Raw genomic sequence first — 25,716 nt, forward strand, 5'->3', positions numbered from 1 at the left:
CACCGGCGGGGGTGTCGGCGGCTCCTAAGCTGGCGGGTATGCGGATCGCGTTGGCGCAAATCCTCAGCGGCACCGACCCTGCGGCGAACCTGCTCCTGGTGCGTGAGTACACCGAACGGGCTGTCGACGCCGGCGCTGAGCTGGTGGTATTTCCCGAGGCGACGATGTGCCGGTTCGGGGTGCCGCTGGCACCGATCGCCGAGCCCCTCGACGGCCCCTGGGCCAGCAGTGTGCGGCGGATCGCGACCGAGGCCGGCATCACCGTGGTCGCGGGCATGTTCACCCCCGCCGATGACGGGCGGGTGATGAACACACTGGTCGCGGCTGGTCCGGGGACACCGAATCAGCCCGACGCGCACTACCACAAGATTCATCTCTACGACGCCTTCGGCTTTACCGAGTCGCGTACCGTCGCCCCGGGACACGAGCCGGTGGTGATCACGGTCAACGACGTGCGGGTAGGTTTGACCGTTTGCTATGACATCCGCTTCCCGGCGCTCTACACCGAGCTGGCGCGGCGCGGCGCTTCGCTGATCGCTGTGTGCGCGTCCTGGGGCTCGGGTCCCGGCAAACTCGACCAGTGGACAGTGCTGGCCCGGGCCAGGGCGCTGGACTCGACGAGCTATGTCGCCGCCGCGGGTCAGGCCGATCCGGGCGGCACGCTCACCAGCTCGGGTGCGCCTACCGGCGTGGGCGGCAGTCTGGTGGCTTCGCCGTTAGGCCAGGTGGTGGCGTCGGCCGGCGCAGAGCCGCAACTCGTGGTCGCCGATATCGATGTCGAAAACGTGACTGCGGCCCGCGACAGCATCGCCGTGCTGCGCAACCACTCAGATTTCATTCACCTTGATAGGGCACAATCGGGTAGGTGACGAACCCGCAAGGGCCACCCAGCGAGGGCCCGTCGACATGGTCGCGTCCCGGCAATCCAGGTCCCCTTGGCCGGCCTCCAGCGCCTACCGATCCCTCCGGCGGACAATTGCGTCCCGGCGGGCCTGGCGGCACCCATGCCCAGGATCCGGCTACTCAGGCCGGACCGGGGGCCGGCCAGGCAACCCAGCCGACCGAGCACTTGGCTGCAGCCAGCGCCGGTGCACAGCGACCGGCGCCACCGCCGGCAGCCGCGGCCGCGACCAGGACGACTCCGCTGGCCAAGCCGCAAGAAGACGCCGAATCGGGAAAACCCCAACGGAAACGCCGCTGGCGTCGCGACCCGTTGTCCATCTTCCTGATCCTGATCATCGTGTTTTCGCTGGTCGTCGCGGGGCTGATCGGAGCCGAGCTGTACGTCCGTCATGAAGCCAACAGCAAGATCGCCGAAGCGGTGGCATGTGAGGTCAAGGACAAGGCCAGCGCTTCCTTCGGTGTGGCCCCGTTGGTCCTGTGGCAGCTCGCGACCAAGCATTTCACCAACATCTCGGCAGAGACGGCGGGTAACCAGGTTCGTGATGCCAAGGGAATGAAGCTGCAAATCAACATTCGGGACGTCCAGCTCAGAGACACCCCCAACTCCCAGGGCACGGTGGGTGCGCTCGATGCCACCGTCACGTGGACGTCTGAGGGCATCAAGGAATCGTTCCAGAACGCGATACCGGTGCTGGGTCCGTTCGTTTCCAACACCGTGACGACCCACCCCAGAGACGGCACTGTGGAAATGAAGGGCTTTCTCGACAACATCGTGGTCAAGCCGCAGGTGACCGGAAACGGACTGCAACTGTCGATCGTCACGTTCAACGCGCTGGGCTTCACGCTGCCCAAGGAGTCGGTGCAATCGATGCTCGACGACTTCTTCAGCAAGCTGACCAAGGATTTCCCACTGGGTATTCATTGGGACACGGTGCAGGTCACCGATAACGGTGTGGCCGCTCATTTATCGACCCGCAACGCCACCATCCCCGCCGGCGGCGAGCAGGATCCCTGTTTCGCCAACCTCTGACGCCGGTCAGTCGGGGCTGAGCCCATCGAGAACCGAACGGGTTCCGGACAGGCCCAGTCGGGTGGCACCGGCGCCCAGCATCGCGACGGCGTCGGCGGCGGTACGGATGCCGCCACTGGCCTTGACCCCCAGCCGCCCGCCGACGGTGTCGGCCATCAGTGCGACGGCAGCCACCGTCGCCCCGCCCGCAGGATGAAACCCCGTCGACGTCTTGACGAAGTCGGCGCCCGCACCCTCGGCGACCCGACACACCGCTCTCAGCAGGTGCTCCCCCGCCCGGTCCAACAGCACCGCCGACTCGACGATCACCTTGAGCACGGCCCCGGCCGTCGCGGCACGCACCGCCTCGATGTCCGACCGCACCGCATCCAGGTCTCCGGCTAGCGCAGCGCCGATGTCGATCACCATGTCGATCTCGGCTGCCCCCGACGCGATAGCCTGCGCAGCCTCGTGCGCCTTGACCGCTGACAGGTGCTTGCCCGACGGGAAACCCGCCACCGCCGCGACCCGCACGCCACCGGAGGCGAGCGCACAGCGTGCGGCCGGCACCATCGATGGCGAGACGCACACCGCACAGACGCCCAGCTCGGCGGCTTCTTCGGCCAGTGCCGCCACATCGGCAGCGGTCGCTTCGGGCTTGAGTAGCGTGTGGTCGACCAACGCCGCCAGCTGCCGTCGGGTCGGCGGGCTCGGCATCAGAACTGCTCTTCGGCGCCACCCGGGTTGCACCGGGAGGCAAACATTTCCGTGTCGTCGACGACCGGCCGCCACGGCTCGAGGTTCCAGCTGAGCTTCCCGGGTTCTGCGACCTCGGCCAGCCGCCAGTGACAGTCGAACTGTGCCCGCATGCCGGGTGTGTCGACGTCGGGTGCCAGGCCGAGTACCTCTGCCCAGGCTTTGTCGGCAGCTGCGGCGCTGCTGCCGGGGTCGCGGGCAGCCGCGCGACCGGATGGCGTCGGGTAGATCCGCAGGCTGCTCAGCCGCCCCGAGTATGCCCATTGGGTGTGGTCGACGAACGGTGGTGAATACGCCGGGCCCGACGGGTCAATCACACCGCTACCGGGGCCAGCTTCGGCGGGAACAGCGCACAGCACGCCGACAAGCACCGCTGCCGGCGCGGCCACCAGGGCTTTCATCCGGTCAGCGGGACTTACCCTGGATTTCCAGAAGCTTGGGCCGCACGTCGACCAGATACACGCCAGCCGCGCAGGCGGCGATTGCCATCCCGAGCACGCCGAAGACGAAACCGAGGATGGATGTCAGCGCCACCGCCGCCCCAAGGATCACCAACCACACCGGCTTGGTCAGCTTGTCTGCGGCGGTATAGGCGTCTGGCCGCTGCAGCGCCGCATGCACGAAGGCATACACCGCCGTCACCAGGACGGCAATCTGCAAGACCAACATGACAGTACCCACAAGGTGGCTCACGCTTAAAGAGTATGCGGGCACCGCCCAAAACGTCGACTCCGAGTCGCCCACAGGGCGACTCGGACCCACAAAAACGTCGACTCCGAGTCGCCCACGGGGCGACTCGGAGTCGAGTCGAGGGTCGCCAGCTTACTTCTGGGTAACCTTCTTGGCCGGAGCCTTCTTGGCAGGCGCCTTCTTGGCCGGAGCTGCCTTCTTGGCCGCAGCCGGAGCCTTCTTGGCCGGAGCCTTCTTACCCGACTCCGCCTTCTTCGGCAGCTCGATGCCGACCAGCTTGGCGGCACGCTCACCGACGGCGCGGGTCTGCGACGCGACGGTGCCCAGCGCCTCCTGGGTCAGCTCGACGGCCTGGTCCACGTAGCCCTCGGCACGAGCCGACGCATCCTCGAAGACCGGCTGGCTGCGCAGCCGCTCGAGGGCGGCCTCGCCGCGCTGGACCAGTTCGTTGTACCGGTTGGTGGCAGCCTCGAGGTAGCCCTCGGCAGCCTTGCGCAGCTCCTCGGCGGTAAAACGCTCACGGAGTTCGCTGAACTGCTCGGGAAGGTCCTCCTGCAATTTGGTCAGGCGGGCGCGACTCTCCTCGACGCGGGCCTCAACGCGGGTACGGGTGTCGGTGCGGGTCTCTTCGGCACGCTCGCGCAGGTTGGCGATCAAGTCGTTGACGGTGGCCAGAGCCAGATCGGCGGCACCAAGCGCGGCGAGCAACGGAGCCCGCAGGTCCTCGATGTTCGGGTTTTCAGCCATGGTGTTTCCTTTCATCAATTGTTTCGTTATTGGTGTTATCGCATCGTGATATGAAGTTGGAGCAAGCGTCGGCTCCTCTGGCGGAGTAGTCAAGACCCGCGGATTGACCTGGCACGCGACTTGCTGAAGACCTCCTGATGTGTCGGGTCGGTTGGTGATCGAGTTCGTCGTTGTCCGGGCCGCGTTGTCGGGTCGGTCAGGCGGCTTGCCCGAAACAGAATTCCCCGTCCCTCTTGGGTTGCCCGGCGGCCGTCGATCTAGACCACACCTGACGTCGGATCTGACGGCCGACAAGCTGATCATTCGTCAATGTCGGATGGGCTCGAACGCTCCTCACGGGTGGCTTCGTTCTGATGGGTGAACGAGGCGTAGATATCCAGCAGGATCTGCTTTTGACGCTCGGTGATCGCCGTGTCGGTGATGATGGCGTCACGGACATGGCTGGTCTCGCTGGGCTCGAGAATCCCGGCCCGCACATAAAGAACCTCGGCGGAAACCCGCAGCGCCTTTGCGATCTGGGCCAGGACGTCTGCCGACGGCTTACGCAGGCCACGCTCGACCTGGCTCAGGTACGGATTGCTGACACCGGACCGCTCGGCAAGTTGCCGCATCGAGACCTGCGCCGTTTCGCGTTGTGTCCGGATGAAGCTGCCGATGTCGGAGGCTCTGGAAGTCACGCTGGACACCTTCGCCCCGAACTTCTCCTCCGGCGGCATTGGTGTGCTCCTTACCTGCTGTTTGATCTTGATGCACTCAGGGTACGGACAGGTGCTTGCTTTTGCAAGCGCTTGTTAGCACCCCTAGAAGAAGAGCTGAGCGATGGCGTAGATGGCCAGCCCCGCCAATGCGCCTACCACAGTGCCGTTGATCCGAATAAATTGCAGGTCGCGGCCCACATGTAATTCGATTCGCCGACTGGCTTCCTCCGCGTCCCAACGTTCGATCGTGTCGGTGATGATCGCTGTGATCTCCACCCCATATTGCGAAACCAGGTGTTGGGCGGCCCGAACCATCCAGTCGTCGACCTTGTCGCGCAACTCGGCATCGTCGCGCAGTGATTCGCCGACCCGGATCACCGTGTCGGCGATCCGGGTGCGCACGCTGCTGGACGGGTCGTCGACGCCCTCGAGCACCAGCCCTTTGAGCGTCGTCCATGCCGCCGCGGCGGCGTTGGAGACCTCATCGCGCGCCATCAGCTGCTCTTTGACCCTATCGGCGCGCGCGATGGTGGCCGGGTCGTTTTGCAGGTCGTCGGCGAACTCGAACAGAAAGCGCGTCGCCGACCGGCGCAAATCGTGATCCGGATTACGGCGGACCTTGTCGGTGAAGTCCATCAACTCGCGATGGATACGGTCGCCCACCAGATGGTCGATGAATCGCGGCGACCAGGTCGGCGAATCGCGTTCCACCACCCGCTGAATAACCACCCCGGCATTCAGCGACCACTGAAATGCGCGGTCGGCCAGCAGCTGGATCAGCGCCTCCTGCCGGTTCTCGGACAGCGCCGTCTGCAGCATCCGTCCCACCGGTGGGCCCCACTGCGGCTCGACGATGCGGCGCATGATCATGCGGTCGATCAACTGGTGGATCTCGTCGTCGTTGAGCAGCTCCACCAGTACCCGCAGCACCGTGGCCGTCTCGGCCGCAACCCGACGGGCGTGCGCGGGATCCGACAGCCACTTCCCCAGCCGGCTGGGCACTTGCGCGTCGCGCAGTTTGGTCACCACCACCGGTCCGGACAGGAAATTCTCCCGGACAAAGGCGCCCAGGCCCTCGCCCAGCTGGTCTTTCTTGCGTTTGATGATGGCGGTGTGCGGGATCGGAATGCCCAGCGGATACTTGAACAACGCAGTGACCGCGAACCAGTCGGCCAGTGCTCCCACCATGCCCGCCTCCGCGGCCGCCCCGACGTAGCCAACCCACAGTGGTGCGACGCCATCCGCCTGCGCCCACCTGCAGGCGAGAAACACCACCGTGGCGCCGAGCAGAAAACTCAACGCCACCAATTTCATCCGTCGCAGCGCCCGCCGGCGCTCAGCGTCCGCCTGCGGATCGGCACCGGCGAACGACTCCGCCAGGGACGGCCGGCGTACCCGGAACGGAGGTGTGCTCACTTCAAGCCTCGGCGGCGAACCCGACGCGTCGACTCTGTGTGCCACCACACCATCATCCGCTATCGCGGCGACCAGTTAGTGTGACGGCACTCTTCCCAGGGTTCACGCACCGGGTAGCCGATGAGTCATATCAGCCCCCGCACGCCGTAGTATCGACTGCGTCTAATGAATGGGAATCGGCGGAGAGTGACAGAGCATATCCCGGCCGTGACGGGCAAAACGGATGGGCGCAAGCGGCGCTGGCACCAGCATAAGGTGGAGCGGCGCAACGAACTCGTTGACGGGACAATCGAGGCCATTCGCGTCCGCGGCCGCTTCCTGAGCATGGACGAGATCGCGGCGGAGATCGGCGTTTCCAAGACGGTGCTCTACCGCTACTTCGTCGACAAGAATGACCTGACGACCGCGGTGATGATGCGGTTCGCACAGACCACGTTGATTCCGAATATGGCCGCGGCGCTGTCATCCAACCTCGACGGCTACGAGCTGACTCGCGAAGTCATCCGGGTTTATGTCGAAACGGTGGCGTCCGAACCCGAGCCGTACCGGTTCGTGATGGCCAACAGCTCGGCCAGCAAGAGCAAGGTGATCGCCGACTCCGAACGGATCATTGCCCGCATGATCGCAGTGATGCTGCGCCACCGCATGCAGGAGGTCGGCATGGACACCGGCGGGGTGGAACCGTGGGCGTATCTGATCGTCGGCGGCGTTCAGTTGGCCACCCACTCCTGGATGTCGGCGCCACGGATGACCAGCGACGAGCTGATCGACTATCTGACGATGCTGAGCTGGAGTGCGTTGTGTGGGATTGTGGAGGCCGGCGGGTCGCTGGAAAAGTTCCGCGAGCAGCCGCATCCAACGCCGATCGTGCCGCCATGGCGACCGGTGGAATAGCTGGACCGCGCGGCCAGGCCGTGCCGGTCCGGATCCAAGTGCGGTTGCCATGACCGTTGCAGACTGTTCGCAACGGCTAACATGCTTGAGGGGCATCCGGGGGGAGACCAGGGTGCGCTGAGCCACGCTCTGTGAAGCAGAAAGGCCCGACCGCTATGTCCGTGCAGCTCACGCCGCATTTCGGAAACGTCCAAGCCCACTACGACCTGTCCGACGACTTCTTCCGGCTGTTTCTGGACCCCACCCAAACCTACAGCTGTGCATACTTCGAGCGAGACGACATGACGCTGGAAGAGGCGCAGCTGGCAAAAATCGACTTGGCGCTGGGAAAGCTCAAACTCGAGCCTGGGATGACGTTGTTGGACATCGGCTGCGGCTGGGGCGCCACCATGCGGCGAGCCATCGAAAAATACGACGTCAACGTCGTGGGCCTGACATTATCCGAGAACCAGGCGGCCCACGTCCAGCAGATGTTCGACAAGATGGACACCCCCCGTACCAGGCGGGTGTTGCTGGAAGGGTGGGAAAAATTCCACGAGCCGGTCGACCGGATCGTCTCGATCGGCGCTTTCGAGCACTTCGGTCGTCAGCGCTACCCACGCTTTTTCAAGATGGCCTACAACATATTGCCCTCCGACGGCGTGATGCTGCTGCACACCATCGCTCGTCCCACCTTCAAAGACGCTCGAGCGCGGGGGCTGACCCTGACCCACGAAATCGTGCACTTCACTCAATTCATCCTGGCCGAGATATTCCCCGGTGGCTGGCTGCCAACGATCCCAACGGTCGAAGAGCACGCCACCACAGCCGGTTTCAAAGTCACCCGGGTTCAGTCGTTGCAGCTGCACTACGCAAAGACACTGGACACGTGGGCAGCGGCGCTGGAAGCCAACAGGGAGAAGGCGACCGCGATCCAGTCCGAGAAGGTCTACAACCGCTATATGAAGTACCTCACGGGTTGCGCGAAACTGTTTCGCGAGGGCTACACCGACGTCGACCAGTTCACGTTGGAGAAGTAGCCGACGCGCTTTTTAGTACGTATAGAAACCGCGACCGGATTTCTTACCCAGCTGGCCGGCCTCGACCATCCGCAGCAACAGCGGCGGCGGTCCGTACAGCGGCTCCTTGAACTCCTCGAACATCTTGTCGGCAATGAGCTTGAGCGTGTCGAGGCCGACGAGGTCGGACAAGCGCAACGGCCCCATCGGATGCGACAGCCCGGCAACGACGGCCTTGTCGACATCTTCGACCGTGGCGAACCCGGCTTCGACCATCCGGATCGCCGACAACAGATACGGCACCAGAAGGGCGTTCACCACGAAACCGGATCGGTCGGAGCAGCGCACCACCTGCTTGCCCAGGACGGTGCCGGCAAACTCTTCGGTGCGTGCGGCAGCGGCCTCGTCGGTGACCAGGGTGGTGACCAACTCGACCAGCGGCAGCACCGGGACCGGATTGAAGAAGTGCAGACCCAACACTCGCTGAGGGTTTTTCGTGGCCGCGGCGATTCTCATGACCGGGATGCTGGAGGTGTTGGATGCCAGCACCGCGTCGGGATCGATGACGACTCGGTCGAGTTCGGCGAAGATCGCGGCCTTGACGGCTTCGTCCTCGACCACGGCCTCGATCACCAGTTGCCGGTCGGCCAGGTCATTCAGGTCGGTGGTGAAGGTCAACTTGCTCAGCGCGCGGTCCCGCTCGCGCTCTGTCACCTTGCCCGCGCTGACGCCCCGCTCCAGCGATTTCACGATGCGGTTGCGTCCGGCGGTGACCAGCGCCTCGGTCGTCTCGAACACCGTCACTTCAACGCCCGCGCGGACCGAGACCTCGGCGATTCCGGACCCCATCTGGCCGGCCCCGATCACCCCTACCCGCTGAATCGCTGCGTCACTCACTGTTACCTCTTCCGAATCGGATTGTCCTGCACCGCAGTAGGCCCCGCCCAGGTTGGCTGGGCAGGGCCTACGCTGTCAACTTCTCCTGCGAGCAGACACAGACTCGCATCAACTGCGCAGCAGAAGTGCGAGTCTGCGACTGCTCGGCCAGCTCAGTGGCTCGAGCCGTCGGTTCCGCTTCCTCGTCGCGGGTTGCACCCGCTCCTCGTCAGTGGCTCGAGCCGTCGGTTCCGCTTCCTCGTCGCGGGTTGCACCCGCTCCTCGTCAGTGACTCGAGTCGTCGGTTCCGCTTCCTCGTCGCGGGTTGCACCCGCTCCTCGTCAGTGGAACTGGCCCTCTTCGGTCGAACCGGCCAGCGCCGTGGTCGACGACGTTGGGTCCACCGTGGTGGCGATCCGGTCGAAGTAGCCGGCACCGACCTCGCGCTGGTGCTTGGTGGCGGTGTAGCCGCGCTCCTCGGCGGCGAACTCGCGCTCCTGCAGCTCGACATAGGCGCTCATCTGGTTGCGGGCGTAGCCGTAGGCCAGATCGAACATCGAGTAGTTGAGCGCGTGGAAACCGGCCAGCGTGATGAACTGGAACTTGAAGCCCATCGCACCCAGCTCCTTCTGGAACTTGGCGATGGTGGCGTCATCGAGGTGCTTGCGCCAGTTGAACGACGGCGAGCAGTTGTAGGCCAGCAGCTGGTCGGGGAACTCAGCTTTGACACCCTCGGCGAACCGCTTGGCCAGCGCCAGGTCCGGAGTAGCCGTCTCCATCCAGATCAGGTCGGCGTACGGCGCGTAAGCCTTGGCCCGGGCGATGCAGGGCTCCAGGCCGTTCTTGGTGCGGTAGAAGCCTTCGGCGGTGCGCTCGCCGGTGATGAACGGGCGGTCGCGCTCGTCGACGTCGGAGGTGATCAGCGTGGCCGCCTCGGCGTCGGTCCGGGCGATGACGACGGTGGGAACACCGGCGACGTCGGCCGCCAGCCGCGCCGAGGTCAGCGTGCGGATGTGCTGCTGGGTGGGGATCAGCACCTTGCCGCCGAGATGGCCGCACTTCTTCTCCGAGGCCAGCTGGTCCTCCCAGTGGGTGCCGGCCACACCGGCGGCGATCATGGCCTTCTGCAGCTCGTAGACGTTGAGCGCGCCGCCGAAGCCGGCCTCACCGTCGGCGACGATCGGCACCAGCCAGTTGTCGACGGAACGGTCGTTCTCGACCTTGGCGACTTCGTCGGCGCGCAGCAACGCGTTGTTGATGCGCCGGACGACCTGCGGCACCGAGTTGGCCGGGTACAGGCTCTGGTCCGGGTAGGTGTGGCCCGACAGGTTCGCGTCGCCGGCGACCTGCCAGCCCGACAGGTAGATGGCCTTCAGGCCGGCGCGCACCTGCTGTACGGCCATGTTGCCGGTCAAAGCGCCCAGCGCGTTGACGAAGTCCATCTCGTGCAGCTGCTCCCAGAGCACCTCCGCGCCACGCCGGGCGAGAGTGTGCTCCTCGACGACGTGTCCCTGCAGGGCGACGACATCCTGGGGGGTGTAGGTGCGGGTGATGCCCTGCCACCGGGGGTTGTGGTCCCAATCGTGCTGGATTTGCTCAGCGCTCTTCGGGGTGCCAACCACAGACATTGGACTGCTCCTAACGGTCACTCAATTTGCTGGACTGCTGAGACCACGGCGCGTCCGCGACGGTGCGGAGGGCTCAGCTTCACTGGTGTGCTAATCCGACCATGGCACAGCCAGCTAACCTGGTCTACCCATTTCATTTGCCAAGTTCAGCAATGACTTTCGGCGATTTTGCTAATTTTGCAAAGTCGCCGCTCAACTGAACCGTTACAGAACCTACCCGTCAGTAACGGCAAAGTCGCAGGTCAAGATGCGGATTTGCGGTAACGTGCCGACACTAGCGGGCGAAGATGGCTGCGACGGCTTTCGTCTCGTCGCCAACCGCATATGTGAGCGTTGTAACAGTACGGTCAGCCAGCCCGGAACCGAATTGCTCGGTCGAGCCGGGCGGATGAACGTGCGAGATGATCTCCAGCTTGTCGCCCAGCGCCACTGGCGCCTCGTGCTCGATGGTCACCCGCAACGGCCCGGCCAACAGGTCGGTGTGACCGGCCAGGTAGTCCTCGATCACGCTCCAGTACACGGAGTTGTTCATGTGGTCGAACAAGTCGATGTCGGTGACCCGGACCGGGAACTCGTGGATCTCGGTGGCGTCATCACGGCTGCCCGGCTTGAGGTAGCCCTTCCACCGCAGCCGGTCAACCGAAGTTGTCTTGTGCAGACCCGCCAGGAAGTCGTCGGCGATGCGCGCCGGCATCTCGGTTTCCCGGTTGACGTGGATCCAGAACGCTTCGGACTCGATGAGGCCGCCTTTGCGTCCATCTATACGAACCCGCATCTCACACCACCGGTTGGAGGTTCCCGAACACCAGCGCCGGCACCGCAACATGTCCTGGAACTCGATCGGGCGGATCATGTCGACCATGGTGCGCCGGACTATCCACAGCGGATGGGTCTCCTCGAAGCCCATCTCGCGCAACTGGTCCTGGCCGATGTCCTGGATGTGGCGGCACGCCGCGTCCAGCCGCAACCGGCCGGTGCGGTCGATATCGCCGACCCGCAATGGCCACTCGCGATCGAACACACTCGGATGACCGTCCGGCACCGGCATCAATTCTTTGTCCAGGCTCACGGCTCTACTCCCCGTTCCCTCCTCGTGCGAACCCCAGGTTCACCCTGAAAGCCTGATGCGAATCATGCCAACGACGCTTTGAAAACACCAATCGGGACACCGGTGGGCGCCCATATGCGAACTCTGCGAAACATGGCTTAGCACAGCCGGTAGGCTCGGTGAAGTGTCCAAGACGTTCGTCGGGTCCCGGGTCCGGCAGCTGCGTAGCGAGCGCGGGTTCAGCCAGGCGGCGCTGGCCCAGATGCTGGAGATCTCGCCGAGCTACCTCAACCAGATCGAGCACGACGTCCGGCCGCTGACCGTGGCGGTGCTGCTCCGGATCACCGAGGTGTTCGGCGTGGACGCGACCTTCTTCGCCTCCCAGGACGACACCCGGCTGGTCGCCGAGTTGCGGGAGGTCACCATGGACCGCGACCTGGATATCGATGTCGACCCGACCGAAGTCGCCGAGGTGGTCAGCGCGCACCCGGCCCTGGCGCGGGCGATGGTCAATCTGCACCGGCGGTACCGGATCACCACCGCACAGCTGGCCGCCGCCACCGAGGAGCGCTTCTCCGACGGCAGCGGCACCGGGTCGATCACCATGCCGCACGAAGAGGTGCGCGACTACTTCTATCAGCGACAGAACTACCTGCACGAGCTGGACACCGCCGCCGAGGACGTGACGATCCAGATGCGGATGCACCACGGCGATCTGGGCCGCGAGTTGACCCGGCGACTTACCGAGGTGCACGGGGTGCACATCAACAGGCGGATCGACCTCGGCGACGGCGTGCTGCACCGCTACGACCCCACGTCCAACACGCTGGAAATCAGCAATCACCTCGCCCCCGGTCAGCAGTTGTTCAAGATGGCCGCCGAGCTGGCGTTCCTCGAGTTCGGCGACCTGATCGACACCCTGGTCGAAGAGGGCAAGTTCACCAGCGACGAGTCGCGCACGCTGGCCCGGCTGGGGCTGGCCAATTACTTCGCGGCGGCCGCGGTGCTGCCCTACCGTCAATTCCACGATGTCGCCGAGAATTTCCGCTACGACGTCGAGCGCCTGTCGGCGTTCTACTCGGTGAGCTACGAGACCATCGCGCACCGGCTGTCGACGCTGCAACGGCCGTCGATGCGCGGCGTGCCATTCTCCTTCATCCGGGTTGACCGCGCCGGCAACATGTCGAAACGCCAGTCCGCCACGGGTTTTCACTTCTCCTCCAGCGGCGGGACCTGTCCGTTGTGGAACGTCTACGAGACGTTCGCCAATCCGGGCAAGATCCTGGTGCAGATCGCCCAGATGCCCGACGGGCGCAACTACATGTGGGTGGCCCGCACCGTGGAGCGACGCGCCGCCCGGTATGGTCAGCCCGGCAAAACCTTCGCGATCGGACTGGGTTGCGAACTTCGCCATGCGCACCGACTCGTCTACTCGGAAGGACTCGACTTGTCCGGTGATATCGCCACACCGATCGGCGCGGGTTGCCGAGTATGTGAACGCGACAACTGTCCGCAGCGGGCGTTCCCTGCGCTCGGCCGCGCGCTCGACCTCGACGAGCATCGCAGTACCGTGTCCCCCTACCTGGTGAAGCAGCCATGACCGGGGACCAGGTGGCGCGCATCCCGTCGGGCCGGTTGCGCCAGTTGGGGCCGATCAACTGGGTACTCGCGAAGCTGGGAGCACGTGCGGTCCGAGCGCCGGAGATGCATCTGTTCACCACACTGGGCTACCGCCAGTCGCTGTTCTGGGCCTGGCTGATCTACGGCGGCCGGCTGCTGCGCGGCCGGCTGGCCCGAATCGACACCGAGTTGGTGATCCTGCGGGTGGCGCATTTGCGATCATGCGAATACGAGCTGCAACACCATCGCCGGATGGCGCGCGCCGCCGGGTTGGACGCGCAGACACAGGCCACGATCTTCGCGTGGCCCGACGTTCCGGAGGGCGACGGGCCCCGAAAGGTACTCAGCGCCCGGCAGCAGGCACTGTTGAAGGCGACCGACGAGCTGATCAAGGATCGGTCGATCACCGCCGAAACCTGGCAGCAGCTGGCGACTCACCTCAAACAACGGCAACTGATCGAATTCTGCATGCTGGCAACCCAATACGACGGGCTAGCGGCAACGATTACGGCGCTGAACATTCCGTTGGACAACCCGCGCTAGCGGTTCAGATATCAGATATAGAGGTCGGCCAGCACCGCCAACGTCAGCGCCACGGGCAGAATCGGCAGGCCGAACGCGAAGGCCGCCCACAAGTGGTTGCTGCGCCAGCGCAGCAGCAAGCCGCCCAGCACGGCACAGACGGCCAGCACGCCCGAAAGCAGCAACACCGCCACGCTCCAGCTGCTCACCGTGGTGAGGTCCTCGCCGATCGAAATGGCCACCAGCCACAGCACGTAGCCGGTGGCCAGACCGCCGATGCCACCCGCGAGGGTCTCGGTGCGAATCATCGGGTGACTCAGAAGTTGATCATGTGACCGGTCAGGCCGTGGAAGCACTCCTGCAGCGCCTCCGACATCGTCGGGTGAGTGTGGACGTTGCGTGCCAGTTCGGTGGCCGTCAGATCCCACTTCTGTGCCAGGGTGAGTTCGGGCAGCAGTTCGGACACGTCGTGGCCGATCAGGTGCCCGCCCAGCAGCTCGCCATGCTTGGCGTCGGCCACCAGTTTGGCGAAACCGCTGGGGTCGCCCAGGCCGTGCGCCTTGCCGTTGGCGGTGAACGGGAATTTCGCCACCGCAACGTCATAACCTTCGTCGCGGGCCTGCTGTTCGGTGAGTCCGAAGCTGGCGACCTGGGGTTGGCAGAACGTAGCCCGCGGCAACATCCGGTAGTCACCCAGCTCCAAAGTCTCTGCGCCGGCAATGGTTTCGGCCGCGACCACGCCCATGGCCTCGGCGACATGGGCCAGCATCAGCTGCCCGGTGACATCGCCGATGGCATAGATGTGGCCGACGCTGGTCTGCATGTACTCGGTGATGCCGATGGCCTTGCGGTCGGTCAACGCAACGCCGGCCTTGTCCAGCCCGTAGCCGTCGACGTTCGGCGCAAAACCGATGGCCTGCAATACCTTCTCGGCCTTGAGCTCCTCGGTTTTGCCGTCCTTGCTGACCACCACCGTGACCTCGGAGCCGTCGTCGGTGATCGACTCGCACTTGGTACCGGTGAGAATCTTGACGCCCAGCTTCTTGAATTGCTTCTCGATCTCCTTGGAGACCTCGGCGTCTTCGTTGGGTAGTGCCCGCGGCAGGAATTCCACGATGGTCACATCGACGCCGTAGTTCTTGAGCACGTAACCGAACTCCATGCCGATGGCGCCGGCTCCGGCGATGATGATCGACTTCGGCAACTCCCGAGACAGGATTTGTTCCTCGTAGGTGACCACGTTGGCCGACAGCGACGTGCCGGGCACCAGCCGGGTGCTGGCGCCGGTGGCGATGATGGCGTTGTCGAACGTGACCTCTTGGGTTCCGCCGTCGTTGAGATCGACCGAGAGCGTGTTGGCATCGGTAAACCTGCCGTAGCCGTGGATCTCGGTGATCTTGTTCTTCTTCATCAAAAAATGCACCCCGGCGACGCGACCCTCAGCCACCTTTCGGCTGCGGTCGAAGGCGACGCCGTAGTCAAAGGTGGCCTCACCGCTGATGCCGAAAGCCTTGGCGTCCTTGGTGAAGATGTGCACGAGTTCGGCGTTGCGCAGCAACGCCTTGGACGGAATGCAGCCGACGTTGAGGCAGACGCCGCCCCAGTACTTCGGTTCGACGATTGCGGTGTTCAGACCGAGCTGCGCGCAACGAATGGCGGCCACGTATCCGCCCGGACCGGCCCCGAGGACGACGACGTCATAGTGAGTCACGGGCACTACCCTAACGGCTGCAATGCCTGGGCAGGGACCGAGTCACGGCAGTCACGATGGCGATCACCACAGATCACCACAGCCGTTGACGCCACGGCGGCCACTGGCCAAGCCGGCACGATCGGCTCGATGCGTAAAAACCGCGCCAGAACGCGGTCCGACGAAGTCGCTGGCAGCCGCTGGAAGACGCTGGCAGCCGTTGGAAATAGGCCGTGACGGTGTGGCAGTCGCCGGTCACCTGACCGGTGCGCGCCGTCCGACCAGCTGTCGCGCGGCCACGAACGCTATTTGGTTCGCCAAATCGACGCGGCGCCGGGGCGCGCGACTTTAGAATTGACGCAATCGAAAGAAGTGGGCGCAATGGGGATCACCGTTATCCGAAAAGATCGTTTCGGCCGGGCCGATTACCGGTCTGGCCCGAGGACAGCGGCACGACCACGGCCACGATGCTCGCCGTAAGCGCGCTGCCGCCACGGTCGTTCACCACGATCGAACGATGCATTGCGACGCTGCCGCCCATTGAGGACGTTTGGGCTGCGCTGCCGGGCGCCGCGGCGACGGCTCAACTGACGCGGCGTGAAAACCTGCTCGATGTCGCGACTCTTTCCTGTCCAGCGATCGAACTCCTGCATGGCATCATTTCCAGCCTGGGCATTTATCACGCGATCATTCGGCATCCGCCCTCCGTGAAGGCCAGCACCAAGCAGACCCTGATTGCGGGCGGGGCCGACGGCACGGTGCTGCTGGTCAACAAGACGATGACGGTGCGGCTGGACCACCAGCACTTTCTGTTCACCGGGGCGGGCGATTTCACCATCAATCGCCGGTTGTTACACCGCGTCGCCGCCGAACTGGGCCTTGCCAGACGTGCGGTGAAAGATTGCCGGATCAATCCGGCGGATTACGGTCCCGAATCAGAGCTGGGGCTATTGAAAGGCATGGTCTCGCCTTTCATCTCACCCGCGATATCACGGCCCACATTGCAAGGGGTCGTGCTCATTGCGTCAACGGAGGTTGATCGGGCCGAAGGGCACATGGTTGCGATATCGCTCTCGCCATTTGAGAGTCTGGTTGTGCGGCTCGCCGACTTGCCTGCATTGGTACAGCACTACGCGGCGCGCGCATATCCCGACCTCAACAGGATCACGCTTGGTGCCGAACTCGGCGGGGTCGGAAGGCTTCGCGGATAGTCGACCAAGCGCTGACTCCAGGATGGCGTTTGTCGAAGGTGACCGTGGCTCACGATTCCCAGCACCGGGTCGCTGCTTAGCCACATCCGCAACACCGGCCTCTGTCGGAGGTGCCGCTCGGCGTGCCCAACAGCGCGACAACCTCATTCGCAGCACGGCGCGACCGAAACTGTCGCTCACAGCTGGGCACATCGAGTGCCGACCGGCGCAGAGACACATGTGACAGTCGTGGTCAATGCGACGAGGCCCCGACGATGAATCCGCCCGGACCGGCTCCGAGACGGCCACGCGATAGTGAGTCACGAGCACTGGCTTGATGGCCCGCTACGCAGGGAGCTCAACTCCCTATTGCGGTAGCACAACCTATTCGTCGTGGCCAACGGCCGCCTCACGGCAACGACAGTCAGGCGCGGCAATGGAGCACGAAAAAGCAAAGGGGAGTGGCGAAATGACGTTTCCGGCCGCTGCCAATGCTGCCGGCCGGTTGGGAGCGGGGTTTGCTCGACGCTGCGCACACCTTGCCCGCGAGCGCCTAATACGGGATGACACCGACCAGACAGTGGCCTACCCGCTCACAGTAGTAATAGCCGTACAACGGTGCCGCCGCGGCGACGGAGGCAAACGGCCCCGACATCACCCCAAGCGACAACGCCGCGATCATGGGCCGGCCCTGCACCATCGACAGAATCAAGCCGCCCACGGTGCACGCGACCACGTAAACCAGGACGACAAAGACGGCCGCCGTCTTGTCCAGCGTGTGATACCACCAATAGAACAGACTCAGCCCGACCTCCGCCGCGGCGAACCACGCGCCGAGGATGACCAGCAGCAACTTCCACCATTTCAGGTACTGGTAGCGGCCGGGCACCTGCACCGGTGTGGCAGCCGACTCGCCCGCCGACGCGTCGGTGGGTGCCTCCGCGACAGTCGGGGTCGACGACGGGCTTTGCGGTTCCTCCCTGGGCTGCGCCGTCGAGTCCGCCTTCTCCGCTTGGGCGGCCAACATGGGCAAGGGCTGCGAGCCGGTGTCGAAATCGGGCACGAACGGTGCCGTCCCCGGGTCCGAAACGTGATCTTGGTCAACCTCTTTGTCAGCCACCGGTTGCCACCTGAATTGCCACAAGCACACCGAACCAACCCGGCGCCACCGCGAGGATGAAGGCGCCCAGCGTCGTCACCCAACGACGCCCGGAAAACAAAATGATCGTCAGCCCGAGCACGCTGGGAATCCCGACCACCAGCGCAATGACGATGTCCGGCCGCATCCGCGTCTGGACCAAAACGGTTCCCGCCACTCCCGCCAGTAAGCCGACCGCGTTACCAACCAGCATGGCGCTCGTCAGCAGCCGCGCACGTGGAAGGGGAATCACGTTGTACGACCTTACTGCGGTCACGCCCGAGTGGCCCGGCACGCTCCCGGCGCGTTGTCGGCGACAACCTCGCCACGTACCGGCGGCCGCTCACCCCGGGCGTAAGCCAGGCCGGTGATCACCGGAACGGCTTCCACCAGGGCCTTCTCGTCGTCGGTGAAGACCCGGCCGCGGCTGAGAAAGCGCACACCCTCGGGGGCTTCCAGGCTGAACCCGCTGCCGCGGCCCGGCACCACGTCGATAACCAGTTGGGTGTGCTGCTCTCGATATTGAGCCTGGTACTGCGGACCGGAGATCCATACCGGCACTCCTGCCTCCGTCACATCGAGCACGCCGAGCAGGACGTCGCGATCACCGACGAGGAAGTCCCCTTGCGGGTAGCACATCGGCGAGGACCCGTCGCAGCAGCCGCCGGACTGGTGAAACATCAGCGGACCGTGCCGGTCGTGCAGCCGGGCCAGCAACTCGGCCGCCGCCGCGGTGATCAGCGCGCGGGAGGGCGGGTTCATCACAACAGCCCGAGCATCAGAACAACCCCATTGTCAGAACAATCCCAGCGCCTTGTCGGAGTAGGACACCATCAGGTTCTTGGTCTGCTGGTAGTGGTCGAGCATCATCTTGTGGCCCTCCCGGCCGAAGCCGGACTGCTTGTAGCCGCCGAACGCCGCGTGCGCGGGATAGACGTGGTAGCAGTTGACCCACACCCGGCCGGCCTGAATGTCGCGCCCGGCCCGGTAGGCGGTATTGCCGTCGCGGCTCCACACACCCGCACCCAGACCGTAGAGGGTGTCATTGGCAATGCCGATCGCATCCTGGTAGTCGGTGAACGACGTGACCGCCACCACCGGGCCGAAGATCTCCTCCTGGAAGATTCGCATCGCGTTGTTGCCGGCGAAGATGGTGGGCTGCACGTAGAACCCGCCGGCAAGGTCACCTCCGAGGTCGGCGCGCTCGCCGCCGGTGATGACCTTGGCGCCCTCCTCCTTGCCGATCTCGATGTAGGACAAGATCTTCTCGAGCTGGTCGTTGGAGGCCTGCGAGCCCAGCATCGTCTCGGTGTTCAGCGGATCACCTTGCCGAACCGCCTTGGTTCGGATCGCCGCCAGCTCCAGGAACTCGTCGTAGATGTCGGCCTGGATCAGGCTGCGCGACGGGCAGGTACACACCTCGCCCTGGTTGAGCGCGAACATGGTGAAGCCCTCCAGCGCTTTGTCCTGGAAATCGTCGTTGGCGGCCATCACGTCGGAGAAGAAGATGTTGGGGCTCTTGCCGCCGAGTTCCAGGGTGACCGGGATCAGGTTCTGGGAGGCGTACTGCATGATCAGCCGACCGGTCGTGGTCTCGCCGGTGAAGGCCACCTTGGCGATCCGGTTGCTGGATGCCAGCGGTTTTCCGGCCTCGAAACCGAATCCGTTGACGACGTTGACCACCCCCGGCGGCAGCAGGTCAGCGATCAGCGACATCAGATACAGCACCGAGGCCGGCGTCTGTTCGGCGGGTTTGAGCACCACCGTGTTGCCGGCGGCCAGCGCCGGCGCCAATTTCCAGGCGCCCATCAGGATCGGGAAGTTCCACGGAATGATCTGGCCGACCACTCCCAGCGGCTCGTGGAAGTGGTAGGCGACGGTGTTCTCGTCGATCTGGGAAAGCGTGCCCTCCTGGGCGCGGATCGCCGCGGCGAAATACCGGAAATGATCTGCGGCCAGCGGAATGTCGGCGGCAAGCGCCTCCCTGACCGGTTTGCCGTTGTCCCACACTTCGGCCACCGCCAGCGCGGCCCGGTTTTCGTCGATGCGGTCGGCGATCTTGTTCAGGATCGCCGCCCGGGCGGCGGGCGCGGTCTTGCCCCACCCCGGCGCCGCGGCGTGGGCGGCGTCGAGCGCCTTGTCGACGTCGGCCTCGTCGGACCGCGGTATCTCGCAGAACGGCTGGCCGGTCACCGGCGTCAGGTTTTCGAAGTAGCGGCCCTGGGCGGGTGCGACCCATTCGCCGCCGATGAAGTTCTCGTACCGGGATTCATACGACATCAGCGCACCGTCGGAACCCGGACGTGCAAAGACGGTCATCTTTTCGGCTCCTCGCTAGTCATGTAATACAGCTCACACTACCGCCGCGGCCAGAATGGCTTCTCATGGCTTCTATGAGCGCTGAGACGTCCGATGACCCGTACCTGTGGCTGGAGAACATCACCGACGAGGACGCACTGGACTGGGTGCGCGCACGCAACGAGCCGACCATGGCCCGGTTCTGCGGCGGCGATTTCGAGGCCGAATTCGAGCGAATGCGGGCCGAGGCGCTCGAGGTGCTCGACACCGATACCCGGATCCCTTATGTGGTGCGCCGCGGCGAATACCTGTACAACTTCTGGCGCGACGCCGCCAACCCCCGGGGGCTGTGGCGGCGGACCACGCTGGACAGCTACCGCAGCGACAACCCGGAATGGGATGTCCTGATCGATGTCGACGAACTCGGACGCGCGGACGGCCAGAAATGGGTCTGGGCCGGCGCCGGTGTCATCGAACCCGACTACACCCGCGCCCTGATCGGTCTGTCACCGGGCGGCTCGGATGCGTCCGTCGTGCGTGAATTCGACATGCTGACACGACAATTCGTCGACAGCGGATTCGAGCTGGCGCAAGCCAAGTCCCAGATCACCTGGCAAGACCCGGATACCGTGCTGGTAGGCACCGACTTCGGCGCTGATTCCCTCACCGAATCCGGCTACCCTCGGGTGGTCAAGCGATGGCGCCGGGGCACCCCGCTGGCCGAGGCGGAGACGGTGTTCGAGGGCGCCCGCGCCGACGTGCGCGTCATGGCGTCAGTGGATCGTACCCCCGGCTTCGAGCACACCATGATCGCACGGGCACTCGACTTCTGGAACGACGAGGTCTACGAGCTGCGCGGCGCAGAGCTGATCCGGATCGATGCGCCCACCGACGCCAGCGTGTCCGTGCACCGCGAGTGGCTGCTGATCGAACTGCGCACCGACTGGACGGTAGCTGCCACCACCTACCCCGCGGGCGCCCTGCTGGCCGCCGACTACAACGAATTCCTAGCCGGCACAGCGCAATTGCGGGTGGTATTCGAACCCGACCCGCATACCGCCCTGCATCAGTACCTGTGGACCCGCGACCGGCTGCTGATCGTGACGCTCGCCGACGTCGCCAGCCGCGTCGAAATCGCCACCCCGGGCAGCTGGCAACGACAACCGTTGGCGGGCATCCCCGCGGCCACCCACACCGTCGTCGTCACCGCCGACAACCACGGCGACGAGTTCTTCCTCGATTCCAGTGGATTCGACACTCCGTCGCGACTGCTGCGCGGCACCGACGACGGACAACTCGCCCCGATCAAATCCGCGCCGGCCTTCTTCGATGTCGAAAACATCACGGTGGCACAGTATTTCACCGAGTCCCAGGACGGGACGGCCATTCCGTATTTCGTCGTGCGGCCGGCAGCCGCCGACGGACCCGGCCCCACGCTGCTGAGCGGCTACGGCGGCTTCGAGACGTCCAGGACACCCGCATACGACGGCGTGCTGGGCCGGTTGTGGCTGGCCCGCGGCGGCACCTACGTGCTGGCCAACATCCGCGGCGGCGGCGAGTACGGGCCCAGCTGGCATACCCAGGCGATGCGCGCGGACCGGCACAAGGTGGCCGAGGACTTCGCCTCAGTCGCAACGGATTTGGTGAAACGCGGCATTGCCTCCGTCGAGCAGCTCGGCGCCCGGGGCGGCAGCAACGGCGGGCTACTGATGGGGATCATGCTGACCAAGTACCCGGAGAAATTCGGCGCGCTGGTCTGCGACGTGCCGCTGCTGGACATGAAGCGCTACCACCTGCTGCTGGCCGGAGCCTCCTGGATGGCCGAATACGGCGATCCCGACAACCCCGACGACTGGAAATTCATCTCCGAATACTCGCCTTACCAGAACATTTCAGCGGACCGAAAGTATCCGCCGGTGCTCATCACCACCTCCACCCGCGACGACCGCGTCCATCCGGGCCACGCCCGCAAGATGACGGCCGCCCTGGAGGCCGCTGGCCATCAAGTCTGGTACTACGAGAACATCGAGGGCGGGCACGCCGGCGCGGCCGACAACGAGCAGCTGGCCTTCAAGTCGGCGTTGAGTTACACCTTCCTGCACCAGATGCTGGGCGAGCGCCAGTAACCCTGTCAGCGGGTCAGGAGCGCGGACTCTAGCGGCGCGCATCTTTGGGCACCGTTCCTAAACACTGAGCGAAACTGAGTTTTGCTCGGTGGGTGGCCTCGAAGGTGTTGGGCCGCCTGACGTTCCGCATTCTTCGCCCCGGGTGGGTGCACGCATCTGGCGGGTGATCCTGACCTGGGGTGGCGGGGTGTCTCACGCTGCGGGACACCGGATTCGGCCTGCGTGGTCCGATGCCCCGCACCATCGCTCCGGTGGGGTGGGGGCGGTGCCACGCGACGCCGAATCCGGTGTCCGAGGGCGCGCCTTCCGATCGCCACGCTCGCGGCGTGGTGACGGGTGGTCTGTGGATAGTGGGCGGCCAGCGGTTTCTGCCACTGCTGCGCGCCCCACAAAACGTGTGGGCAGCGTCGGCCGTCCTGCTGGTCCATTGGCTGCTCAAAAAGTGATCCGGGCACGACACCGAAGCGCAAGAAGCGCAAGACGTCCCGTGCGCCTCGCAATGACGCGCGCTTGACACCGAAGTCCCCCAGCGGCTTCGCTTCGGCTATGTCTACTTCCCGGCCTAGTCCCCCGTCTGGTCCCCGGCCGACACCCGACTTCGAAACTCTGCTCTACTCAACGGCCGGACCGGTCGCCACCATCACGTTGAATCGCCCGGAACACCTCAACACAATCGTCCCGCCCATGCCCGACGAGATCGAGGCAGCTGTCGGGCTGGCCGAGCGCGACCGAGACATCAAGGTCATCGTGCTGCGCGGCGCCGGACGCGCCTTCTCCGGTGGTTACGACTTCGGCGGCGGCTTCCAGCACTGGGGCGAGGCCATGATGACCGCCGGCAAGTGGGATCCGGGTAAGGATTTCGCCATGGTCACCGCCCGCGAGACCGGTCCGACGCAGAAGTTCATGGCCATCTGGCGGGCGTCGAAGCCGGTGATCGCGCAGGTGCACGGCTGGTGCGTGGGCGGCGCCAGCGACTATGCGTTGTGCGCCGACATCGTGATCGCCAGCGAGGACGCCGTGATCGGAACCCCCTACAGCCGCATGTGGGGGGCCTATCTGAGCGGGATGTGGCTATATCGGCTGAGCCTGGCCAGGGTCAAGTGGCATGCGCTGACCGGCCGGCCGTTGACCGGTGTCCAGGCCGCCGAGGTCGAGCTGATCAACGAGGCGGTGCCCTTCGAACGGCTGGAGGCGCGGGTCGCCGAGATCGCCACCGAGCTGGCACGAATCCCGTTGTCGCAGTTGCAGGCCCAGAAGCTGATCGTCAACCAGGCCTACGAGAACATGGGACTGGCGTCCACCCAGACGTTGGGCGGCATTCTCGACGGCCTGATGCGCAACACCCCCGAGGCGCTGGACTTCATCACGACCGCCGAGACCCAGGGGGTGCGGGCCGCGGTGGAGCGCCGCGACGGCCCGTTCGGCGACTACAGTCAGGCTCCTCCGGAGCTGCGCCCCGACCCCAACCACGTCATCATCCCTGATGGCACTGCATAGTGAGCTGGGCTAGGAATATGACCGAAGGTGACGGTCGGCGCTATGCCCGGGGCCGGAAAGTGTTACCGTAACAACTATGTCTCGGCTGAGTTCTCGCCTGCGCGCAGGCGTTGTTTTTCTCGCGTTGGGTGTCGCCGCAGTGGTTGCCCCGAGCATCGCTACGGCCGATTCCACGGAAGACTTTCCGATCCCTCGCCGGATGATCGCCACCACCTGCGACGCCGAACAAATACTCGCGGCCACCAGGGACACCAGCCCGGTGTACTACGAGCGGTACATGATCGACTACAACAACCATGCGCAGTACCAGCAGGCGACCCAGGACAAGGTGCACTGGTTCTTCTCGTTGTCACCGGCGGACCGCCGGGATTACTCCGAGCACTTCTACGATTCCATCGATCCGCTGTGGTGGGGCTGGCGCAACCACATGAAGATCTTCTTCAACAACAAGGGCGTTGTCGCCAAGTCCACCGAGGTGTGCAACCAATACCCGCCCGGCGACATGTCGGTGTGGAACTGGGGGTAGGCACCGCCGTTCGTCGAGATCACTGGCAGCGCGCGGGTACTCGCGTTTCTTCGCGCACAGTCGATCGCGCTGCGGCTCAAATCTGTCTTGGCTCACAACTGGGGATTCGCGGTGGCCGTGGCGGGTTGGGCTGTTGTTTTTCGGTTTTGCCCTGACGGATCTGCGCACTACTTTCGCGGGCGGGCTGTCCTGGGTGGATCGGGGTGCGGTCGAGCTCCTGCCACGCGCACCGGTGCAGAGTTGTCGTACCCGGCTGCGATGATGTCGTTATGTCGTCGAGTGCAGCCGCTGGCGCTGTGGTGGCCGGTCCTGACCAGCGTCTTGAGGTGTTGTTTGCGGAGTTGGCGCAGTTGGCCGGTCAGCGCAACGCGATTGACGGGCGCATTGTGGAGATCGCCGCCGAAATGGATCGTGACGAGCTGTGCGGGGCCACGGGGGCACGGTCGGTGGCGGCGTTGCTGGCCTGGAAGCTCGGGGTGTCCTCGGGCAACGCCCACACGATCACCACCGTGGCGCGCCGGCTCGAGGAGTTCCCCCAGTGTGTCGCGGGCATGCGGGAGGGCTGGCTGTCGCTGGATCAGGTCGGCGTCATCGCCGCACGGGCCGGTGCGGGATCTGATGAGCATTACGCGCAGCTGGCCCGGGTCGCCACGGTCAACCAGCTGCGCACCGCGGTCAAGCTCGAACCGCGACCCGAACCCGATCCTCGGCCCCACCCGCAGCCCTCGATCACCAAGACCACCGAAGAGCAGGGCAGCTGCTATCGGATCAAACTTGCCCACGACGACGCGGCGAAGTTCGACGCCGCGCTGGCGTCTCATCGTGACGCGCTGATCACCGAGTGGAAACACGATCACGACAACGCCGCGGGCGCGTCAGATCAGCGGCCGCCGTTGCCGACCACCGTCGAGGCGTTCATGCGGCTGGTCGAGACCGGGTGGGACGCCGAGGCGGCCCGCCGGCCCCACGGGCAGCACACCACGGTGGTGGTGCACCTCGACGTCAAGGACCGCGTCGCGGCGCTGCATTTGGGTCCGCTGCTGTCCGACGCCGAGCGCCGCTACCTCAGCTGTGATGCCACGTGTGAAGCATGGTTGGAACGCGACGGCCAGCCCATCGGCGCCGGGCGGGCGACCCGCGTGATCAACCGCCGGCTGCGCCGGGCACTCGAACACCGCGACCGCACGTGCGTGGTGCCCGGCTGCGGCGCCACCCGTGGTCTGCACGCCCACCACCTTCGGCATTGGGAAGACGGTGGTGTCACCGAGTTGGCCAACCTGGTGCTGCTCTGCCCCTATCACCACCGCAGCCACCACCGCGGCGGCATCACCATCACCGGACCCGCTGAGGCTCTCACCGTCACCGACAGCTGCGGCCGACCGCTGAGCGCCGGATCGCTGGGACGCCCGCCGACCCTTCCCCCGCCCGCTGTCGCAGCCTATCCCG

The 25,716-nt window shown here is 65.1% G+C and carries 27 protein-coding genes; 12 read left to right on the forward strand and 15 right to left on the reverse strand.

The genetic code is table 11. From position 1 onward, the window contains the following. The first annotated feature begins 38 nt into the window (after positions 1 to 38). Together AWC07_RS17000 and AWC07_RS17005 are read left to right on the forward strand one after the other, a co-directional pair. Complete coding sequence (locus AWC07_RS17000) at positions 39 to 869, forward strand: carbon-nitrogen hydrolase family protein (RefSeq protein ID WP_036412675.1); 831 nt, start codon at positions 39 to 41, stop codon at positions 867 to 869. After that, on the forward strand, positions 866 to 1,933 hold the full coding sequence (locus tag AWC07_RS17005; RefSeq protein ID WP_036412676.1) for an LmeA family phospholipid-binding protein: 1,068 nt from the start codon (positions 866 to 868) through the stop codon (positions 1,931 to 1,933). The genes AWC07_RS17000 and AWC07_RS17005 overlap by 4 nt, the downstream gene beginning before the upstream one ends. Before the next feature lie 6 nt (positions 1,934 to 1,939). On the opposite strand, the gene deoC is transcribed toward AWC07_RS17005, so the two are convergent. The 6 genes from deoC to AWC07_RS17035 form a co-directional block, all read right to left on the reverse strand. After that, a complete protein-coding gene (gene deoC, locus AWC07_RS17010) occupies positions 1,940 to 2,629 on the reverse strand; it encodes a deoxyribose-phosphate aldolase (RefSeq protein WP_036412677.1) in 690 nt (229 codons plus the stop codon). Next, entirely contained in the window at positions 2,629 to 3,069 is a 441-nt protein-coding gene (locus AWC07_RS17015) for a DUF2599 domain-containing protein (RefSeq protein ID WP_036412679.1), read from the reverse strand. Before AWC07_RS17015 ends, deoC begins: the two co-directional genes overlap by 1 nt. Positions 3,070 to 3,073: 4 nt before the next feature. Continuing rightward, positions 3,074 to 3,361 carry a DUF2516 family protein gene (locus tag AWC07_RS17020; protein ID WP_023370391.1) on the reverse strand — a complete coding sequence of 96 codons (288 nt, stop codon included), beginning with the start codon at positions 3,359 to 3,361 and terminating at the stop codon, positions 3,074 to 3,076. A gap of 129 nt (positions 3,362 to 3,490) precedes the next feature. Further along, a complete protein-coding gene (hbhA, locus tag AWC07_RS17025) occupies positions 3,491 to 4,105 on the reverse strand; it encodes a heparin-binding hemagglutinin HbhA (RefSeq protein WP_036398732.1) in 615 nt (204 codons plus the stop codon). Between the two features lie 299 nt (positions 4,106 to 4,404). Beyond that, the gene (locus AWC07_RS17030) at positions 4,405 to 4,821 is read right to left on the reverse strand and encodes a helix-turn-helix domain-containing protein (protein WP_036412680.1); all 417 of its coding nucleotides are present in this window, start codon (positions 4,819 to 4,821) and stop codon (positions 4,405 to 4,407) included. Between the two features lie 84 nt (positions 4,822 to 4,905). Next, positions 4,906 to 6,267, reverse strand: coding sequence for a DUF445 domain-containing protein (locus tag AWC07_RS17035; protein ID WP_036412681.1), 1,362 nt, complete (start codon positions 6,265 to 6,267; stop codon positions 4,906 to 4,908). 138 nt (positions 6,268 to 6,405) lie between these two features. Here AWC07_RS17035 and AWC07_RS17040 point away from each other — a divergent pair, with 138 nt between their 5' ends. Together AWC07_RS17040 and pcaA are read left to right on the forward strand one after the other, a co-directional pair. Further along, positions 6,406 to 7,113, forward strand: a complete 708-nt coding sequence (locus tag AWC07_RS17040) for a TetR/AcrR family transcriptional regulator (protein WP_036412682.1) — start codon at positions 6,406 to 6,408, stop codon at positions 7,111 to 7,113. Positions 7,114 to 7,268: 155 nt separating this feature from the next. Further along, positions 7,269 to 8,132 (forward strand): cyclopropane mycolic acid synthase PcaA, encoded by an 864-nt coding sequence (gene pcaA, locus AWC07_RS17045; protein WP_085105155.1) that lies wholly within the window; start codon positions 7,269 to 7,271, stop codon positions 8,130 to 8,132. 12 nt (positions 8,133 to 8,144) lie between these two features. Here pcaA and AWC07_RS17050 read toward each other — a convergent pair whose 3' ends face one another. The 3 genes from AWC07_RS17050 to AWC07_RS17060 all read right to left on the reverse strand — a co-directional run bounded on the left by AWC07_RS17050 (position 8,145) and on the right by AWC07_RS17060 (position 11,684). Next, positions 8,145 to 9,008, reverse strand: a complete 864-nt coding sequence (locus AWC07_RS17050; protein ID WP_036411685.1) for a 3-hydroxybutyryl-CoA dehydrogenase — start codon at positions 9,006 to 9,008, stop codon at positions 8,145 to 8,147. 320 nt (positions 9,009 to 9,328) lie between these two features. Next, entirely contained in the window at positions 9,329 to 10,615 is a 1,287-nt protein-coding gene (gene aceA / locus AWC07_RS17055; protein WP_036411684.1) for an isocitrate lyase, read from the reverse strand. A gap of 274 nt (positions 10,616 to 10,889) precedes the next feature. Beyond that, positions 10,890 to 11,684, reverse strand: coding sequence for an acyl-[acyl-carrier-protein] thioesterase (locus AWC07_RS17060; RefSeq protein WP_036411682.1), 795 nt, complete (start codon positions 11,682 to 11,684; stop codon positions 10,890 to 10,892). A 163-nt stretch (positions 11,685 to 11,847) separates the two neighbouring features. On the opposite strand from AWC07_RS17060, the gene ramB reads away from it, so the two are divergent. Together ramB and AWC07_RS17070 are read left to right on the forward strand one after the other, a co-directional pair. Further along, a complete protein-coding gene (gene ramB / locus AWC07_RS17065; protein WP_036411680.1) occupies positions 11,848 to 13,263 on the forward strand; it encodes an acetate metabolism transcriptional regulator RamB in 1,416 nt (471 codons plus the stop codon). Continuing rightward, on the forward strand, positions 13,260 to 13,826 hold the full coding sequence (locus AWC07_RS17070) for a carboxymuconolactone decarboxylase family protein (protein ID WP_036411678.1): 567 nt from the start codon (positions 13,260 to 13,262) through the stop codon (positions 13,824 to 13,826). Before ramB ends, AWC07_RS17070 begins: the two co-directional genes overlap by 4 nt. An 11-nt stretch (positions 13,827 to 13,837) precedes the next feature. Here the strand turns inward: AWC07_RS17070 and AWC07_RS17075 are convergent, their stop codons facing one another. Together AWC07_RS17075 and lpdA are read right to left on the reverse strand one after the other, a co-directional pair. Further along, entirely contained in the window at positions 13,838 to 14,113 is a 276-nt protein-coding gene (locus AWC07_RS17075) for a hypothetical protein (protein ID WP_036411676.1), read from the reverse strand. Positions 14,114 to 14,121: 8 nt separating this feature from the next. Next, positions 14,122 to 15,516 (reverse strand): dihydrolipoyl dehydrogenase, encoded by a 1,395-nt coding sequence (gene lpdA, locus AWC07_RS17080; protein ID WP_036411675.1) that lies wholly within the window; start codon positions 15,514 to 15,516, stop codon positions 14,122 to 14,124. A 446-nt stretch (positions 15,517 to 15,962) separates the two neighbouring features. Between lpdA and AWC07_RS17085 the strand changes: the two genes are divergently transcribed. Further along, positions 15,963 to 16,706, forward strand: coding sequence for a hypothetical protein (locus AWC07_RS17085; protein WP_036411673.1), 744 nt, complete (start codon positions 15,963 to 15,965; stop codon positions 16,704 to 16,706). Between the two features lie 532 nt (positions 16,707 to 17,238). Here AWC07_RS17085 and AWC07_RS17090 read toward each other — a convergent pair. From AWC07_RS17090 to exaC, 4 genes are read right to left on the reverse strand one after another with little or no spacing between them, the layout of a single operon-like run. Further along, positions 17,239 to 17,805, reverse strand: coding sequence for a hypothetical protein (locus AWC07_RS17090; RefSeq protein WP_036411672.1), 567 nt, complete (start codon positions 17,803 to 17,805; stop codon positions 17,239 to 17,241). Further along, positions 17,798 to 18,076, reverse strand: a complete 279-nt coding sequence (locus AWC07_RS17095; protein WP_036411686.1) for a putative holin — start codon at positions 18,074 to 18,076, stop codon at positions 17,798 to 17,800. The genes AWC07_RS17090 and AWC07_RS17095 overlap by 8 nt, the downstream gene beginning before the upstream one ends. A 20-nt stretch (positions 18,077 to 18,096) precedes the next feature. Continuing rightward, complete coding sequence (locus AWC07_RS17100) at positions 18,097 to 18,585, reverse strand: DUF779 domain-containing protein (protein WP_036411670.1); 489 nt, start codon at positions 18,583 to 18,585, stop codon at positions 18,097 to 18,099. A 33-nt stretch (positions 18,586 to 18,618) separates the two neighbouring features. Next, on the reverse strand, positions 18,619 to 20,142 hold the full coding sequence (exaC, locus tag AWC07_RS17105; RefSeq protein ID WP_036411669.1) for an acetaldehyde dehydrogenase ExaC: 1,524 nt from the start codon (positions 20,140 to 20,142) through the stop codon (positions 18,619 to 18,621). A 65-nt stretch (positions 20,143 to 20,207) separates the two neighbouring features. On the opposite strand from exaC, the gene AWC07_RS17110 reads away from it, so the two are divergent. From AWC07_RS17110 to AWC07_RS17130, 5 genes are all read left to right on the forward strand, one after another. Further along, positions 20,208 to 22,247 (forward strand): prolyl oligopeptidase family serine peptidase, encoded by a 2,040-nt coding sequence (locus tag AWC07_RS17110; RefSeq protein ID WP_085105156.1) that lies wholly within the window; start codon positions 20,208 to 20,210, stop codon positions 22,245 to 22,247. 179 nt (positions 22,248 to 22,426) lie between these two features. Beyond that, positions 22,427 to 22,693, forward strand: coding sequence for a hypothetical protein (locus AWC07_RS27680; RefSeq protein ID WP_036415909.1), 267 nt, complete (start codon positions 22,427 to 22,429; stop codon positions 22,691 to 22,693). 100 nt (positions 22,694 to 22,793) lie between these two features. Beyond that, complete coding sequence (locus AWC07_RS17120) at positions 22,794 to 23,744, forward strand: crotonase/enoyl-CoA hydratase family protein (RefSeq protein WP_085105157.1); 951 nt, start codon at positions 22,794 to 22,796, stop codon at positions 23,742 to 23,744. 76 nt (positions 23,745 to 23,820) lie between these two features. Further along, positions 23,821 to 24,270, forward strand: coding sequence for a DUF5078 domain-containing protein (locus tag AWC07_RS17125; RefSeq protein ID WP_036410854.1), 450 nt, complete (start codon positions 23,821 to 23,823; stop codon positions 24,268 to 24,270). Positions 24,271 to 24,539: 269 nt separating this feature from the next. Further along, positions 24,540 to 25,716 (forward strand): HNH endonuclease signature motif containing protein (locus AWC07_RS17130; RefSeq protein WP_085105161.1); only part of this gene is annotated, 1,177 nt, incomplete at its 3' end.

It is taken from the genome of Mycobacterium gastri, assembly GCF_002102175.1.
Lineage (GTDB): Bacteria > Actinomycetota > Actinomycetes > Mycobacteriales > Mycobacteriaceae > Mycobacterium > Mycobacterium gastri.